Annotated in this window: 14 protein-coding genes; 8 read left to right on the top strand and 6 right to left on the bottom strand. The window is 71.7% G+C overall.

What is annotated here, in order from left to right; all coding sequences use genetic code 11:
• The coding region (locus tag ACZ4FV_RS48720) for an MFS transporter (RefSeq protein WP_465327665.1) at nt 1-880 on the top strand (880 nt) is incomplete at its 5' end.
• Between the two features lie 136 nt (nt 881-1,016).
• Here ACZ4FV_RS48720 and ACZ4FV_RS48715 read toward each other — a convergent pair.
• From ACZ4FV_RS48715 to ACZ4FV_RS48705, 3 genes are all read right to left on the bottom strand, one after another.
• Entirely contained in the window at nt 1,017-2,168 is a 1,152-nt protein-coding gene (locus tag ACZ4FV_RS48715; protein ID WP_465327663.1) for an erythromycin esterase family protein, read from the bottom strand.
• Between the two features lie 186 nt (nt 2,169-2,354).
• Nucleotides 2,355-4,955: a SigE family RNA polymerase sigma factor gene (locus tag ACZ4FV_RS48710; RefSeq protein WP_465327661.1), complete on the bottom strand. Its 2,601-nt coding sequence runs from the start codon at nt 4,953-4,955 to the stop codon at nt 2,355-2,357.
• A gap of 115 nt (nt 4,956-5,070) precedes the next feature.
• Nucleotides 5,071-5,922, bottom strand: a complete 852-nt coding sequence (locus ACZ4FV_RS48705; RefSeq protein WP_395864971.1) for a siderophore-interacting protein — start codon at nt 5,920-5,922, stop codon at nt 5,071-5,073.
• 236 nt (nt 5,923-6,158) lie between these two features.
• Between ACZ4FV_RS48705 and ACZ4FV_RS48700 the strand changes: the two genes are divergently transcribed.
• From ACZ4FV_RS48700 to ACZ4FV_RS48690, 3 genes are all read left to right on the top strand, one after another.
• Nucleotides 6,159-7,127 carry a FecCD family ABC transporter permease gene (locus tag ACZ4FV_RS48700; RefSeq protein ID WP_465327667.1) on the top strand — a complete coding sequence of 323 codons (969 nt, stop codon included), beginning with the start codon at nt 6,159-6,161 and terminating at the stop codon, nt 7,125-7,127.
• Complete coding sequence (locus ACZ4FV_RS48695; RefSeq protein ID WP_395864973.1) at nt 7,124-8,197, top strand: FecCD family ABC transporter permease; 1,074 nt, start codon at nt 7,124-7,126, stop codon at nt 8,195-8,197. Before ACZ4FV_RS48700 ends, ACZ4FV_RS48695 begins: the two co-directional genes overlap by 4 nt.
• A 304-nt stretch (nt 8,198-8,501) precedes the next feature.
• Nucleotides 8,502-9,278 (top strand): ABC transporter ATP-binding protein, encoded by a 777-nt coding sequence (locus ACZ4FV_RS48690; RefSeq protein ID WP_395865284.1) that lies wholly within the window; start codon nt 8,502-8,504, stop codon nt 9,276-9,278.
• 133 nt (nt 9,279-9,411) lie between these two features.
• On the opposite strand, the gene ACZ4FV_RS48685 is transcribed toward ACZ4FV_RS48690, so the two are convergent.
• Nucleotides 9,412-10,740, bottom strand: coding sequence for a salicylate synthase (locus tag ACZ4FV_RS48685; RefSeq protein ID WP_402241750.1), 1,329 nt, complete (start codon nt 10,738-10,740; stop codon nt 9,412-9,414).
• A 159-nt stretch (nt 10,741-10,899) separates the two neighbouring features.
• Between ACZ4FV_RS48685 and ACZ4FV_RS48680 the strand changes: the two genes are divergently transcribed.
• From ACZ4FV_RS48680 to panD, 4 genes are read left to right on the top strand one after another with little or no spacing between them, the layout of a single operon-like run.
• Entirely contained in the window at nt 10,900-12,267 is a 1,368-nt protein-coding gene (locus ACZ4FV_RS48680) for a lysine N(6)-hydroxylase/L-ornithine N(5)-oxygenase family protein (protein WP_402241752.1), read from the top strand.
• A 3-nt stretch (nt 12,268-12,270) separates the two neighbouring features.
• Entirely contained in the window at nt 12,271-13,617 is a 1,347-nt protein-coding gene (gene entS, locus ACZ4FV_RS48675; RefSeq protein WP_465327659.1) for an enterobactin transporter EntS, read from the top strand.
• Between the two features lie 6 nt (nt 13,618-13,623).
• Entirely contained in the window at nt 13,624-13,833 is a 210-nt protein-coding gene (locus ACZ4FV_RS48670; RefSeq protein WP_395864980.1) for an MbtH family protein, read from the top strand.
• A 13-nt stretch (nt 13,834-13,846) separates the two neighbouring features.
• On the top strand, nt 13,847-14,269 hold the full coding sequence (panD, locus tag ACZ4FV_RS48665; protein ID WP_465327658.1) for an aspartate 1-decarboxylase: 423 nt from the start codon (nt 13,847-13,849) through the stop codon (nt 14,267-14,269).
• An 88-nt stretch (nt 14,270-14,357) separates the two neighbouring features.
• On the opposite strand, the gene ACZ4FV_RS48660 is transcribed toward panD, so the two are convergent.
• Together ACZ4FV_RS48660 and ACZ4FV_RS48655 are read right to left on the bottom strand one after the other, a co-directional pair.
• The gene (locus ACZ4FV_RS48660; RefSeq protein ID WP_465327656.1) at nt 14,358-15,452 is read right to left on the bottom strand and encodes an ABC transporter substrate-binding protein; all 1,095 of its coding nucleotides are present in this window, start codon (nt 15,450-15,452) and stop codon (nt 14,358-14,360) included.
• 6 nt (nt 15,453-15,458) lie between these two features.
• Nucleotides 15,459-16,892, bottom strand: a 1,434-nt coding sequence (locus ACZ4FV_RS48655) for a thioesterase domain-containing protein (RefSeq protein WP_465327654.1), incomplete at its 5' end; no start/stop codon positions are given.

Below are 16,892 nucleotides of genomic sequence, written 5' to 3'. Positions count from 1 at the left end.
TCTCTCCCCCCCCCTTTCCCCCCCCCCCCCCCCCCCCCCCCCCCCCCCCCCCCCCCCCCCCCCCCCCCCCCCCCCCCCCCCCCCCCCCCCCCCCCCCGAGGCCGAGGAGGAGGTGGTGGCCGAGAGCGCGCGAAGCACCGGCGAGAAGCGCGCATTGCCGGATCCCGAGGGCGAGTTGACCATCGACACCGGCAAGGCGGCGGGTCTGGGCGCGATCGCGCGCAGCGTGGTACGGGACCATCCGCGTCGTTCGGTCCTGGGCCTGTCGTTGTTCATCGGCCAGGCATTCCTCTACAACGCCATCACCTTCGGCTTCGCGTCGATCCTGGAAACCTTCTACGACGTGCCGAGCAACCGTGCCGGCTACTACTTCGCCGTGATCGCCGTCGGCAACCTGCTCGGTCCGCTGCTGCTGGGGCCGTTGTTCGACACGGTCGGACGACGCGTGATGATCACCTCGACCTATGTCGGCAGCGCGCTCGCGCTCTTCGTCACCGCCTGGCTGTTCGGAGCGGGACACCTGAACGCGACCACGCTCACCGCGTGTTGGTGCGTCGTGTTGTTCCTCGCCTCCACCGGCGCGAGCAGTGCCTACCTGACCGTCTCGGAGATCTTCCCGATGGAGGCCCGGGCATCGGCCATCGCGCTGTTCTACGCGGTGGGTACCGCGGCGGGCGGAATCGCCGGGCCCCTGGTCTTCTCGGACCTGACCAAGTCCGGCGATGTCGCGGACACCGTCCTCGCGTTCTGCATCGGCGCGGGTCTGATGCTGGCCGCCGGCATCGTCGCCGGATTCCTCGCGATCAACGCCGAAGGGCGCTCCCTCGAGGACATCGCCCCACCGATCTCCTCGGTCGACCGCGGCTCGGCGGCCGATTGAGGCCGGTCCTGTTCACCCCCGGCCTCCCCCATCGACGGACGCACGCTCGGAAGCCGAAGCAGGAGCGGAAGCGGGTACGAAGACGGGGGCCGGGAGCGCTGCCGAAGCCCCACCCGGGCCCCGACCCATCCACTCGTCACGTCGAGTTGCCGGCGCGCCGGTGGGTAGCGCCGATGTGGTGCAGGTGGATGAGGATGTCGTAGCTCGCGCGCAGCCGAGTGTTCTCGTACTCGTCGCAGGGCCAGACGACGCCGAGGCTGCGAATGGGGTGCGCGGCCTCGATCCAGTCGTGCGCGACGCCCGGGGCCGCGGCGCGGGTGTCGAGGTACCAGTCACGTCGGGAGACTCTCTCCAGGACGTCCTCGCCGGCGCGGGTGGCGGGCGGGCCGATCGTAAAGCGACGCCACGGTGCGCCGGGGGCGTTCTGGTCGATCGCGTTGAATGATCCCTGGCCGAAGGTGAATCCGGCGTTGACGTAGCGGGCCCCGAGACGTTCGCGCAGGATGCGCCCCTGGGTCCCGGTCCCGGCCCGGCCCTCGCCGGCGATCTGCGCGTTGTGGGCGGAGAGGAAGACCCGCGTGCCGGTGTGGCGCTGCCACCACAGGGTGTAGTCGGCGGCGACCCGGTCGCGGTACCGCCGCGCCGCTTCGTCGGCGATGACGAACGCGCAGTCAAGGCCGTTCCCGGCCACCCGGACCGGACTGTCGGGCCGGCGTACGTTCCACACCCGCATCCACCGCAACAGGTCCCGCGTCTCGGTGGTGTTCCACGCACTGTCACCGGCACGGAACTCTTCGTCCATGATCGTCCTCAGATGGCCCGTGCCGTGCAACACCCACGCGTCCAGGCGGACCCCCGCATCCCGGTGGACCGCGAGGACGAGGCTCCGGAAACCGCGGTGTTCGACCAGGTGCCGGAACAGGCGATGCTTGACGGTGCAGAACTCGCTCGAACCGTGCGTGGCCTCGCCCACGCCGACCACGTCCGCGCCGCCGATCATCGTGTCGAACGCCCGCAGATCCGCCTCGGAGCCGCCCGGCAGGGTACTGCCCAGCGCATGCGCGGAGTGAGCCAGGGCCGCCGCCGGGTCACCGCGCGCCGCAGCGGAGTCTTTGGGCGGCGCGGCACCGGTGGCGACCCACCCCGGCGCCCCGGTGACGGTGGCGGTGCCGCGCGCCGGCGGCGGGTCCGGAACCAGGCCGAGGGCCACAGTCGCACCCGGCCCGTGTCGGGGCGAGATCGCCGGGGCCTCGATCTCACAGGATGGGTACACATCGTCTGATTTCATGACTCCGACGCTAGACAACGGTTAGCGGCCGGCGCCTCGTCCGCCAGACCCAGGACTCGGGTACTCCTTCGGTCGAATTCGACAAGTACCCGACACCCGGAGATACCCGGGACCGAGGCGCCGGCACGGCTCCCCACTCCGCAAGCCGTCCCGCCACCGGCGCCGGCCGCGCCCCGGCCCCGACCATCAGTCCACCGTCGCCTCCCCACCCTCGTAGTACCCGTCTCCCGCGAACCGCACGAGCAGCGGTTTCCCGGCGAGGTCGGACGGCACGCGCAGGACGGCCTCGCCTTCTCGGCCGGTCCAGGCCCGGACGGCCTCCCCGCCCGCGTTCACGAGCACCACCTCGACCTCGAACAAAGGTGCCGCGCACGCGTCCCGGAACGAGACGGCGATCGTGTCGGGTGCCCGCTTCGTGGCAACCAGTCGGGGCGCACGGTGGCCGCACACGCTGCCGGTGAAATCGCCGACTTCGAAGAGTTCCGCGCCGCCGAGTCCGCCGGCGGACCAGCCGACCCCACCTCCCGCGCGCACCACCGGACGGTAGTGGGCGCGGTCGCGCAGTACGGCGAGCAGCAGGTCGCGGTCCCGCCCGGCGACCGTCAGCAGCACGTACCGGGCGCCGGAGGCACGCAGTCGGCGGGTGAAGTCCGGGACGTCACGCGGCTCGCCCAGGTTGGCGACCCGTCGTTGCCCGCGTTCGCCCAGCATCAGGTTGACGAAGCGCTGGTGGGTGTACTCGGTGAAGGCCACGGTCCGGCCGTCGGGGACACGATTCATCCCGGCGTAGGACGCCGTGGGCAGGATGCGTTCGTCCCGGTCCGGGTCGCGCATCAGGTCGATCGTCTCGCGGACGTCCGCGCGCCGCGCCGACGCGCGGTCGCCGACCCAGGTGTTGGTCGGCTGCGTCGCCCACCACATCGAGACCGCCGTCGTCGCGACGAACGCGCCCGCGACCAGCCCGGCCACACACCTTCGCCACAGCGGCGGCACCGACGGCAGCACCGCACGACGGACGCGCGGATCGGGTGGGCCGCCGGGGTCCCGCCCGCCACGCGGCCCTTCCGCCACCGCGGTCAGCACCGCCGCCAGGCACACACAGCCCACCGCCGGCACGATCAACTGGTAGCGGGCCCACCACGGCGCCGGGGACGCCAACCCGTGCACGACCACCGGGAGCAGCAGTCCCCACAACAGGTCGAAGCGGCGCCCGCGCACGAACAGGGCGATGGCGACGAGCACGACCGGGAGCAGGACGTAGATCCATTGCAGCCCGAATCCGCCGGGTTGCTGATCGTACGTGTAGGCCACGCGTTCACGGTCGAAGGTCCACGAGTGCCACGTGGCGCGGAGCTTGCTCTCGCCGCGCACGACCCATGCCGTGTTGTGGACGATGATCAGTTCGTCGACGGTGCCCTTCCCGTGGAAGCCGAGCATCGTGAACGGGTGGAAGGGGTTGCCGTATCTGAGCCAGGTGCGGATGTACCAGTAGCCGCCCAGCGCCAGTGTGGGCACACCCAGCACGGCCGCGTTCGGCAGCGCCACGCGGGCGGCGGCGGCGTGACCGCGCAGCCGGGCGGCGCGGGTGACCGGCGCGGACCCGGGGCTGGGCGGCAACGAGCGCCGCAGCGCACCGACCACACGCCAGGTCTGCACCACGACCAGAACGCCGACCATGGCGGCGGTCAACAGGTTCGAGGACTTGACGCCGATCGCCGTCCCCAGCGCGATCCCGACCATCGGCACCCGGTAACGCAGACAGCGCGTCGCGTCCTCGCCGCGCCGCATCGCGTCCACGACGGCCGGGTGCAGGTCGAGCGTCAGGTGCAGCGCGGTCAGTGTGGTCGCGGCCGTGGCGAAGTCCACGTAGGTGGTGGAGGCTTCCAGGAACACTGCGGGGATCGCCAGGATGCCGAGACCGGCGAGTACGGCGTGCGCGCGGCGGGCGCCGGCCGTACGGGCGAGCCCGGCCGTGGCGAGCGCGCCCAGGGCGAGGAAGGGCAGTCCGGACGCCCAACCGAGTCGGGTGTCGCCCAGGAACGCGCCGCTGAAGCCGGTGAGCAGTTCCTGCCCTTGCGGGTACACGTCGGCCCACAACACCTGCGGGGTGTGTCCCACATGGCCCTGTTGGAGCCACAGGGCGGGTCCGGGCAGGTGGTACCACAGTCCGTCGAAGTCCAACGGGCCCAGGAACACGGCCAGTGCGGCGCGCCAGCAGTACTGCGCGGCGACCAGCAGCGCCGCCACGACGACCAGCGGATGCCGCCGGCAACGCCGTACGCGCGGCCACAACCCGGCGACGGCGGCGACACCGCGGCGTCGGGCCGCGTCGGTGCCGGGCCGTCGGGTGAGCACGACCTCCACCGCGGCGACCGCGATCGCGGCGGGGAACAGCGCGGCGTAGTCCTCCCAGTAGCGCAACACCAGTACCGCGCGGTCGTCCGGGGACAGTCGCGCCAGACCTTCCAGAAGAGTCAGGCGCAGCTCGATGTCGTGGCCGTCGGGCGCGTGCGCGTCCGGGAGTTCCTCGGCGGGATACTCCGACCAGCGTTTGAGTCGCCGGGCGGACAGGAACGTTCTGACCAGCGTCCGGTGCGCGTACGCCATGGGCGCGTCCATCTCGCTCACCCGGTTCCAGCGCGGGAACAACTTCCCGAAGGTCTCCTGGACCAGGTCCTCGGCCATGTGCCAGTCGCCGGTGAGCAGGCAGGCGGTGCGCAGCAATTGCCCGCTGCGCGCGTGCGCGAACTCCTCGAAGTCCGCGGCCGCGGCCTTGCTTCCCGACATGGGCCCTCCACACGTTGACGTCACACGAGAAACGCCACGAGCCCCGGGTTTGATAACACCTTCGTCGGAAATCTCTTCGGGCCGGAATCCCCGCGGGGAGGACGCCCGTGCGGGATCAGGCGTCCGCGTCCTGGGGCTCGTTCAGCCACTCCTCCACCGTCTTGCCTCGGCGCCAGTAGCCGGCCGCGTGCAGGGTGTCCCGGTTCAGACCGCGTTCGTTGCGCAGGTAGCGACGGATGGTGCGCACGGTGAGCGCCTCGCCGGCGACCCAGGCGTGCACGGTGCCGTCCGGCCAGGGGAATTCACAAACCGCGTCGGCCAATTGATCGTCGTCGGGGTCGGCCGAGGTGTCCCGGTGCAACCATCGGATCCGCACGTCGGTGCCCGGTGCCGCGCTCAGGGGCTGCTCCTCGAAGCGGTCGGCGACCTCGACGAAGACGTGCGCGCGCGTGCCGGGGGTGAGGCGTTCGAGGATCGAGGCCACGGCGGGCAGCGCCGTTTCGTCCCCGGCGATCAACAACTGGTCGGCGTCGGCGGGCGGGAGCGTACCGACCGCCGGGCCGGCTATCCCGAGCACGTCGCCGGGTCGGGCCTCGCGGGCCCATTCCACGGCTCGGCCGTGGCCGTGGATCACGAAGTCGATGTCGAGTTCGGGCCCGGCCGGGTCGAAGCGCCGCACGGTGTAGTTGCGCGCGTGCGGCGGCGTCGCGCCGGCGGGATGGACCAGACCCTCGGGGCCGAATTCGGGTAGCACCGGTATGCGTTCGCCCCGAGGCGGGAAGAAGAGTTTGACCCGTTCGTCGGCCTGCCTTCCGCCCTCGAACGTACGCAACTCGTCTCCGCCGAGCGTCAACCGCAACATTCTCGGCGTCACCTCGGCCGACCGCACGACCGTGGCCAGACAGGTGCGAATCGGCGATCGCCCGGCACGGTCACGGGTGTCGCCGGCCTGGTCGTCTCGCGCCATGGGATGCCCCCTCGTCGTTCGGTCCCGATTGCTCGGCGCCTCGGGTCGGAATCGGTATGCGTGCGCGACGCCCGGCGGCATGGCGTCGCAACCGGGCGTACTGGGCAAGTCTTTCAGGTATGCCTTACCTTACTGGGGTGTCTCTCCGGGTCGATTCCCCCGATGCCCCGTCCGCCGTCGCCGCGTCCGACGCCCGGGCCGCGCCCGGTCGTTCCTCGCGTGTCGGGCTGCTCGCGATGCTGGCCGTGCTGCTGCTCGGCGCGCTGTTCGCGTCCCTGGCGATCGGCACGCGCAACGTCGCGCCGAGCGAGGTGCTCGCCATGCTGGGCGGCGAACGCACCGGTGACGCCGGGCTGATTCGCGATCTGCGGGTGCCGCGCACGCTCCTGGGACTCCTGGTGGGCGTCGCGCTGGGGGTGGCCGGCGCCGTCGCCCAGAACGTGACCCGCAACCCGTTGGCCGACCCCGGTCTGATCGGGGTCAGCGCGGGTGCGGCGTTCGCGGTCGCGGCGAGTGTGGGACTGCTCGGACTGACCGGATCGCACAGCCACCTGTGGTTCGCCTTCCTCGGCGCGGCGATCGCGGGCGCGATCGCCTACCTGGTGGGCGGCGCGGGCGTGGGTGGCGCGACACCCGCCAAGCTCGCGCTCGCGGGGGCCGCGGTCAGCGCGCTGTTGGAGGCCGGGACCGGCGCGCTCGTGCTGACCGACCCCGACTCGCTGAACCGCTACCGCTCCTGGGCGGTCGGTTCGCTCGCCGGCCGGGACAGCGAAACCACCTTGTTTCTAATGCCGTTCGTCGTGGTCGGGATCTGCCTCGCGCTGAGTCTGACCGGTCGGCTCAACGCGCTGGCGCTCGGCGACGAGTTGGCCACCACGCTCGGCACGCGGGCGGGCACCACCCGGGCGCTGGGCGCACTCGTGGTCGTCCTGCTGACCGGCACCGCGGTCGCCGCCGCCGGGCCGATCGTCTTCGTCGGTCTGGTGGTGCCGCATGTGCTGCGGGCCTTCACCGGGCCCGACGCCCGCTGGCTGGTGCCGTGTTCGGGGCTGGCCGGTGCGGTGTTGTTGCTGGTCGCCGACGTGGTCGGGAGGGTGATCGCACGGCCCACGGAGGTGGAGGTCGGCGTGGTCACCGCCTTCCTCGGGGCGCCCTTCCTCATATATCTGGTCAGGCGCGGAAGGATCGGGGAACACACCGGATGAAGACTGCCGATCCCGCACCGCGCGTCCTGCGTTGGGAGCGAGGGCCGCTGGGGTTCGCCGTGCGCCCGCGTACGCTTGCCGCCGCCGTCGGCCTGACGGTGCTCGTCTTCGTCGGCCTGATCGCGTCGCTGGCGCTGGGCGACTATCACCTGCCGTGGCGCGACGTGGTCACCGGGCTGTTCGGCGCGGGTCCCGCCGACGCCGAGTTGGTCGTGCACGAACTCCGGCTCCCACGGGCCCTGGTGGGAGTGCTGGTCGGATTCGCGCTCGGGATGGCCGGGGCGGTCTTCCAGGCCGTGACCCGCAATCCGCTCGCCGGGCCGGACCTGATCGGGATCACGGCCGGCGCCGGGGCCGGCGCGGTGCTGGCGATCCTGCTGGGCGGTGTGAGCACCACGCAGTCCACGACCTACGGCGCGGTGCCCTTCGGCGCCCTGGTCGGCGCGCTCGCGACGGCCGCCGCCATCTATCTGTTGGCGTTTCGCGGCGGCACCATCTCCGGGTACGGCTTCGTGCTCGTGGGCATCGCGGTCAACGGCATGCTCGCGGCGCTCACCCGCTGGATGCTCGCGCGCGTCGACGTGAACACCGCGACCCGGGCCACCTCGTGGTTGACCGGCAGCCTGGACGGGCGCGAGTACACCCACGTGCGCTGGTTGGGCTATGCGCTCGTGGTGCTGGTGCCGGCGACGATCGCGCTCGCACGGCCGTACCGCATGCTCCAGTTCGACGACGACACCGCCGCGAGCCTGGGCATGCCGGTCACCCGCTCGCGGATCGCGCTGCTCGTGCTGGCGACGGGACTGACGGCGGCGGCCACCGCGTGCGCGGGACCGGTGGTCTTCGTCGCGCTCGCCGCCCCGCAGATCGCCCGCAGACTGGCCGGCACCCCCGGGCTGCCCCTGGTGGTGAGCGGTCTCGTCGGCGCGGCCCTGGTGGTCGTGGCGGACGTGGTGGCCCGCACCGCGTTCACCAACGAACTCCCGGTCGGCATCGTCACCGGCGCCGTCGGGGCGCCGTACCTGCTGTGGTTGCTCGCCCGGAACAACCGGGCCGGAAAGGGAGGCTGACGTGGGTTCCGCGCCGGAGCAGACGAAGCAGACGGATCACCCGGACGACACGGAGGCGACCGCGCAGGCCGAACTCGCCGGACCGGTCGGAACGGTCGAGCCGTCCGCGCCGATCGAACCGGCCGAGCGGCCCGGTTCGACCGGGCAGGCCGCGCAGGCCGCGCAGGCCGCGCAGGCCGCGCAGGCCGGGAACACGACACGGCACACCGAACCGGCGACGAAGAAAGGCGCGCCGGACGCCGCCCCTCCCTCCGCTCCGTCGAGGAACGCCTCCGGCGCCCCCGGGACGACCGCCGCCCCCGGGATGACCGCCGAAGGCATCACCCTCGGCTACGGCGAACGCATCGTCGCCCGGGACCTGGACCTCGACATCCCCGCCGGCCGGGTGACCGCCCTGGTCGGGCCCAACGCGTGCGGGAAGTCGACCGCTCTGCGCGCCCTCGCCCGGTTGCTGAAACCGCGTCAGGGCAGCGTCCTGCTCGACGGCGAGAGCGTCTCCCGTTTGTCCGGGCGGGACTTCGCCCAACGGCTCGCGCTGTTGCCACAGTCCCCGACCGCGCCCGAGGGCATCACCGTGCGCGATCTGGTCGCGCGCGGTCGCACTCCGTACCAGCGGTGGTGGCGGCAGTGGTCCTCCTCCGACGACGCCGTCGTGGACGCGGCGCTCAAGGCCACCGGTGTGGACGCGCTGGCCGGTCGAGGCATCGACGAGCTCTCCGGCGGGCAGCGCCAACGGGTATGGATCGCCATGGCGTTGGCCCAGGACACCCCCGTGTTGCTGCTGGACGAACCGACCACCTACCTGGACCTGGCCTATCAGGTCGACGTGTTGGAGCTGGTGGCCGAACTGGGCCGGGCCGAGGGCCGGACCGTGGTGATGGTCATCCACGAGCTCAACCACGCGTGCCGGTACGCCGATCACCTGATCGCGATGCGCGACGGCCGGGTGGTCGCGTCCGGGCCGCCCGCCGAGGTGGTCACGCCGGAGCTGGTGCGCGAGGTGTTCGACCTGCGCGCGGCGGTGATCGAGTGCCCCATCGCGGGCACACCACTGGTAATCCCGGTCGGGGGCCGTCGCTAGAGCCACGTCGAACACGCGTCGTCGGCGAGGCCCCCTCCCCACCCGGCGGCACACCATGCCCGCCCTTCGCGCCGCTCGGCATCCCCGGCGGCGCGAAGGCACGCCTGTCGCACCCGTCGAAGACGCCCGTCGCTCAGTGCGCCGGCACCAGGTAGCCGGCCACCGAGCGCAGCTTCTCGCAAGTCTCCTCGAACTCGCGCCCGGGCTCGGACTGTTCCACGATGCCGGCGCCCGCCTGGAGCCACGTCCTGCCGTCGCGCCGGAAGAGCGTGCGCAACACCAGGGCCGCGTCCAGCGTCCCGTCGTGGTCCATGGTCAACACCGCGCCGCTGTACAGCCCGCGCGGACCCGTCTCGTGTCGCCGGATCGCGCGGTACGCCGCCGGTTTGGGCACGCCCGACGCGGTCACCGCGGGGAACAGCGCCGCGAACGCGTCCCACGATCCGATGCCGGGCGCGAGCCGGCCCACCAGTGACGATGCCAGGTGCTGCACGCTGCCGCGCGGCTTGACCGACATGTAGTCGGTGACCATCACCGTGCCCGGGTCGCACAGCGGCACCAGTTCGTCGTAGGCGACCTTGACCGAGATGGCGTGCTCGTAGATCTCCTTGGCATCGCTGAGCAGGTCGTCGCGTCGCGACAGGTCGGCCGCCTCCCCGCCGCCGAGCGCGCGGGTTCCGGCGAGCGGCTGGGTGCCGACGTTGCGATCGGCGTCCACGGACACCACGATCTCGGGGCTGAAGCCGGTCGCACACACACCGCCCAGGTCGAGCAGGAACGAGCGGGTGGGCGTGTTTCCGCGCCGCCCGGCGAGGTAGGTGCCGACCATGTCCACCGGTGTGGGCACCTCGACCGTCCGGGACAGGATGACCTTGCGCAGCAGCCGTGCGCGGATCTCGTCCACCGCCGCGCCGACCGCCGAGCGGTACTCGCCGGCGCCGCCGGCCGCGACGTCGAGAGACACCGGATCCTTGCGCGGCGCCGGTCGATGCGCGGCCAACAGCGCGCTGACCGCCACGAGTTCCTCGGCGTCGACGGCGCGTATTCGTGCCCGGCCCTGCCTCAGGCGTACCTCGATGCGCGGAACGAACAGGTGCAACAACGGTTCATCACCCACCAGTTCCGGCATGCCGGCCTGAAGATAGGCGAACTCGAACCCGGCCCACCCATACGCGCGCCAGTGTGACACCGGGGCCCCGCGCAGGAATTCGTCGACCGCCGGCAGCGGCGAGTCGACCCACGACCGCACGCTGTCACCACCGCCACCGCCGCTACAGCGGACCTCGTGCTTGGTCACCACGACCTCGACGAGCACCCCCAGGCCCACGCACCATTCGTCGTCCCGCTCGTAGACCACATGCGCACGGCTGCCCACGATGCTCGACGATGCCTCGGCCAACGCTGCGGCCAGGTCCAAAGGATCTTCGGACAAAGGGAGTTCCCGCTCGACGTAGTCGGACACGACAGCCTCCGCGATTCGGCACAGTGACAGGTTAGGCAAGGCTAACCTATTGATCCACGGCCCTGGTCACATCGCGCGAGGTTAGGTTAGCCTCCCCTACTGAAAGGCAATAGTGCTTCGTGTGCCCTTCGAGGCCACCACTCAGAAGGGAAACGCTCGTTGACCTCCTCTCGGCACGACGGAAAGACCACGCACGACCTCATCGGGGTCGGATTCGGGCCTTCGAACCTGGCGCTCGCCGTCGCGATCGAGGAACACAACGCGCGCACCTCGTCGGACCACCGCGTGGACGCCCTGTTCCTGGAGAAACAGCCCACCTTCGGCTGGCATCGCGGCATGCTCGTGGACGGCGCGACGATGCAGGTCTCCTTCCTCAAGGACCTTGCCACGATGCGTAATCCGACCAGTGACTTCAGCTTCGTCAACTACCTTCACTCGATCGACCGACTCGTCGATTTCGTCAACCACAAGGTGTTCTTCCCGCTCCGGGCCGAGTTCCACGGATACCTCGAATGGGCCGCGGCCCGGGTGGCCCATCATGTGCGCTACGGCGCCGAGGTGTTGGCCATCGAGCCCGTCCTCACCGACGGCCGGATCACCGCGTTCGACGTCGCCGTGGCGGGTGATCCCACCCCCCACCGCGCCCGCAACGTCGTACTCGCCCCGGGCCTGATGCCGCACCTGCCCGAGGGAGTCGAGGCCTCCGCCCGGGTCTGGCACAACTCCCGACTCGTGCCCAACGTCGCCGCCACCGACCCGACGACCGTGCGCACCGCGGTGGTGGTCGGCGCCGGACAAAGCGCCGCCGAGACCGCGGACTACCTCTACCGACGCTTCCCCGACGCCGAGGTGCACGCGGTCTTCAGCCGCTACGGCTACTCCCCCGCCGACGACAGCCCGTTCGCCAACCGGATCTTCGACCCCGCGGCCGTCGACCACTACTTCGAGGCGCCCGAGCAGGTCAAACGGCAACTGACGGAGTATCACCGGAACACGAACTACTCGGTCGTGGACGGCGATCTGATCGAAGAGTTGTACCGGCGGGTGTACGAGGAGCGTGTCCAGGGCCGCCAACGCCTGTACATCCGGCATGCCTCCCGAGTCGTCGACCTGCGGGACGACCCCGAAGCAGCGCACGTTGACGTCGAGTTCCTGCCCACCGGGAAGACCGAGACGCTGCGCGCCGACGTGGTCGTCTACGCCACGGGTTACCGCCCCGGCGACGGACTCGCGCTCTTCGGCGACACCGCCCGGGCCTGCGCGCGCGACGAGTACGGACGCCCCCGCCTCGGCCGCGACTACCGGGTGGTCACCGAACCCCCGCTCAGCGCCGGGATCTACCTCCAAGGCGGCACCGAGCACACCCACGGCATCGGCTCCACCCTGCTGTCCAACATCGCGGTCCGCGCCGGCGAGATCCTCACCTCCATCAACGAGCGCTCCGGCCCGGACCCCACCACCGCGATCGCGACCGAGAACCCGACCGCGATCGCGAACGGCCTGATCCCCACCTCCCGGCAGGGTTGATCGGTGCGCCTGGGCGACATCGCAGTCGACATCACCCCGCTGCGGGCCAATCGCGAGTTCCGACTGCTGTTCACCGCCACCGCGCTGTCCATGCTCGGGACCGCGCTGACCTCGGTCGCCGCGAGCATCCAGGTCTACGACCTGGGCGAGTCCTCGCTGCACGTGGGGTTGGTCAACCTGGTGATCGGCGTCAGCCTGTGCGTGGGCCTGCTGGCCGGCGGCGTACTGGCCGACCGCACCGACCGGCGCCGGCTCATCCTGTCCACCCGTGCGGGCTCCGCGGTCGTCGTGCTCGCGCTGGCCGGCAACGCCCTCGCACCCGAGCCCCAACTGTGGTTCGTCTACCTCGCGGCCATCGCCGCCGGCATCGCCGGCGGCCTGGGCGCACCCGCCCTGATGGCCGTCACACCGGCCCTCGCCGGGCGCGAACACCTCGCGGCGGCCGCGGCATTGCTCACCCTGACCACCCAGTTCGGCGCGATGGTGGGCCCCAGCCTGGCGGGCCTGATCGCCGCCGGCCCCGGGGTCGCGGTGTGCTACCTGATCGACGCGGCCGGGTTCGTGGCCGGCGCGGCCCTGCTGTGGCGGCTGCCGCAACTGCATCCGGAACCCGACGAGGACGCCGACATCGCGGCCACGCAGCACCCCGTGCAGGCCATCCTGGACGGGCTGCGACACGTACGCGCGAACAGGATCATCCGCGGGCTCATGCTCGTCGACCTGGCGGCCGTCGTCCTGGCCATGCCGTACGCCCTGTTCCCCGAGATGGGCCACGAGGTCTTCGACGGCGGACCCACCGCGGTCGGCCTGCTCTACACCGCCCCCGCCGTGGGTGCCTTCCTCGGCGCCCTGGCCGGCGGTTGGATCTCGCGGGTGCAACGCCCCGGGGTGACCCTGATCGCGGTGGCCGCACTGTGGGGCGCGGCGATCGCCGCCTTCGGCCTGACCCGGCACCTGTGGCTCGGCCTGCTCGTCCTGGCGGTGGCCGGCGGCGCCGACACCATCTCCGAGATCCTGCGCCGCGCCCTCCTACAGCAGTACACGCCCGACCGACTCCAAGGCCGGGTGGGCAGCCTGTGGCTGGCCCAGGCCACCGCGGGCCCGGCCACCGGCAACGCGCTCTCCGGCGGCGTCGCCCGCCTGATCGGCCCCGGCGCCACCCTCGTGGCCGGCGGCCTGGCCTGTGTCGCCGCGGTCCTCGCGGTCGCCACCGCGCTGCCCGCGCTGCGGGCCGCGGAACCGACCTCCGCACCGGCCGAGGAGGCGGCGACCCCGACCGACCCCGCCGCGACCGAAGACCCCACCCCCGGCGCCACGCCGCCGACGACATCGACGACCACGAAAGGCTGACCCGCCGTGACGAACCCCTTCGACGACGACTCCGGGACGTTCCTGGCCCTGCTCAACGACGAGGGCCAGTACTCCTTGTGGCCCGCGTTCCTGGACGTGCCCGACGGTTGGCACACCGAGCACGGACCCGCCGCGCGGGCCCAGTGCCTGGAACACATCGAGACCAATTGGACCGACATGCGGCCGCGTTCCCTCGTGGCCGCCACCGAGAACTGAGCGGAGAGCACCGGTGCTGCGCACGCTGCTGAGTGGCAAGATCCATCGGGCCCGGGTGACACAGGCCGACCTGCACTACGTCGGATCGCTGACGGTCGACGAGGACCTGCTCGACGCTGCCGGCATCACCGAGGGCGAGGTGGTCCAGGTCGTCGACATCGACACCGGGGCGCGCCTGACCACGTACGCGATCCCCGGCCCGCGCGGCAGCGGGGTGATCGGCGCCAACGGGGCCGCCGCGCGGCTGATCCACCCGGGCGACCTGGTCATCGTGATGGCGTTCGCACTCCTGGACGAAGCCGAACTGGCCACGCATCGCCCGCACGTGGTGCACGTCGACGCGGACAACCCCGTCGTGGCACTGGGCACCGACCCGGCCGAGCCGGTGCCCGGCATGCCGGGACAGATCGCCGGCACCACGGTCGCCGTACTCTGAGACGATCGAACCTCGAACGATCGAGCCCCCGACTCCCTTGTGACGCACGGGAGTCGGGGGCTCTTCACCTTCCGTCCGGTGCCCGCGATCAGACCTTCGCGGCCTGGGCGGCGGCGTCCACGCGCGGCATGATCTTGTCGATCACGTACTCCACGGCGAGCGGGGTCGGCGCGCGCAGGGCCCAGAAATCGTTGGAGTCCAGCGGGACGTACGAACCACGCTTGACCACGTTCAGCTTGGCGAACTGCGGGTTGCCCTCGATCGCCTTCTTCAGCGCGTCGTCCGCGTTGTAGTTGCTCAGCAGCACGCCCACTTCGAGCACGTCCAGCCGCTCCATGCTCAACTCGGCGGCGAATCCGGCCCCGGGCAGGCCGGCGATGGCATCCGGGAAGGTCATCCCGAACCCGGCGAGCAGCTTCACCGAGGTATCCGACTTGTCCTTGAGCACCGCGACCGTACCCGCGTTCTGCGCGTTGGTCAGTGCGAAGGACTTGCCCTTGATCGCGGGATGGCTCGTGGCCACCCCGGCGATCTTGGCCTCCAGGTCCGTCACCAGCTTCTCGGCCTCGGTGGACTTGCCCAGCGCCTTGCCGACCTGCCGGGTCACCTGCTGCCAACTGTCCTGCGAGGGGCCGGTCTCGAACGCCGTGGTCGGCGCGATCTTGCTGAGTTTGTCGTACTCCTGCTCGACCCAGTAGTCGGTGTTCGCCAGGATCAGGTCGGGCTGAAGCGCGAGCACCTTCTCCAGCGGAGCGCCGTTCTCACCCATCGTGATGATCTGCGGCTTGTCGCCGGCCAGCTTGGGCTTGGCCCACGGTGCCACCCCGTCCGGCGGGGTCGTCTCGACCATGCCGGCGAGCTTGGTCGCCAGCGCGAGCGCGGCGTCCTGATCCCCCTCGCCCAGCGCGACGATGCGCTTCGGCGCCTTCTTGATCGTGGTGGTACCCAGCTTGTGGGTGATCGTGATCGGGTACGTCGGCGCCGCCGCGCCGCCCGTCCCGGGAGAGGCCGCCGCCGGTCCGGAGACGGGCGACGCGCCGGAGGCATCCTTCTTGTCGTCGTCGCCACAGGCAGCGAGGCCGAACACGAGTGCCACGGCTATCCCGGCCGCGGCGAGGCGGCCGGGGCCGGTGCGGCGGGCGGCGGTGTGGCGGACGAAGGGCGGCGCTGCGATTCTTCGCATGATGCTTCAGTGCCTCTCTGGGTGTGTCGCGTCCGACCGTCGGCGTACGAGTGGGCCCCACTGGTCCACCGCGGCCGAGGTCAGCAGATCGTCGTGCTCGTGGTCGACGACGAACTCGTCGACCACGCCGAGAACATGGGCCGTCCAGGCCTCCCGGCCGGTACGCGTGCGGTTCTCGCGCGCCGCGACGCACAACACGTCGCCGCGGAAGGGCGGGTAGGGGTCGGCGGGCACGAGGGGTTCGTAGGCGACCCGCGTCCGGAGCAGGGCCGCCACCACCTCCTCGCCCAGCGCGCCGGCCAAGTCCACCTCGGCCGGTGTCGCCCGCAGCAGATGCGCCCACGCGGCTTCCTCGTCGAACCCGCCGTCCGCGCCCGCCCCGTCGGCATGCGCGCGCGGCACCGGCGGCTCGGCGTCGACGAGCACCAGCAGATCCACCGGCTCACCCGCGCGCTGCAGTTCGGCGGCCAGCGCGAAGGCGAGCTCGCCGCCGAAGGACCAGCCCAGCAGGTGGTACGGGCCCCGCGGCTGGAGCGTGCGCACGGCGCGCAGGTGCCCCGCGACCACGTCCTCGAACCGGTTCGGCGCGGCGGCGCCCGACAACATGGGGGCCTGGAGTCCGTACACCGGACGGTCGTTCGCCACGTGCGCGAGCAACGTCGTGTACGGCCAGGCGAATCCGAATCCGGCGTGTACGCAGAACAAGGGCGCGAGATCACCATCGGGACGCAACGCCAGCAGGGGCGCGGTCAACTCGTCCGTGCCGGTGCGCCCGCGCAGCCGCTCCGCCAGGTCGGCGACCGTCGGCGCGGTCAACACCAGCGCCACGGTGACCGTGTCCGGGTCGGCCACGATGCCGGCGGCACGGATCGCGCCGACCAGGCGGACCGCGAGCAGCGAATGCCCGCCCAGGGTGAAGAAGTTGTCGTCGATGCCCACCCGGGGCAGTTCCAGGGTGTCCGCGAAAACCCGGCACAGCACGGCCTCGACCGTGTCCCGCGGCCCTCGCGCGGTGACCGCCGCCGCGAAGTCCGGTTCGGGCAACGCGGCCCGGTCGAGCTTCCCGTTGACGGTCAACGGCAACACGTCCAGTGGTACGAACGCGCCGGGGACCATGTAGTCGGGCAGCCGCGCCGCCGACCAGGCGCGCAGCGTGTGCGGATCGACCACGCCGACCACGTAGGCGGTCAGCCGGGTCCCGTCCGCGCTCGGCACCACCGCGGAACGCAGCACGTCGGGATGGGTGTCCAACACGCTCTGGATCTCCGCGGGTTCGATGCGGTGGCCGCGGATCTTGATCTGGTCGTCGGTGCGGCCGAGATAGTCGATGATGCCGTCCGGCCGGCGCCGCGCGAGGTCGCCGGTGCGGTAGAGGCGGCTGCCGGGCGGCCCGTACGGATTCGCCACGAACCGCGCGGCCGTTTGTCCGGCGGCGTTGAG

The sequence above is a fragment of the Embleya sp. NPDC025285 genome (genome assembly GCF_055558835.1).
This window is presented reverse-complemented; position numbering and strand designations above follow the sequence as displayed.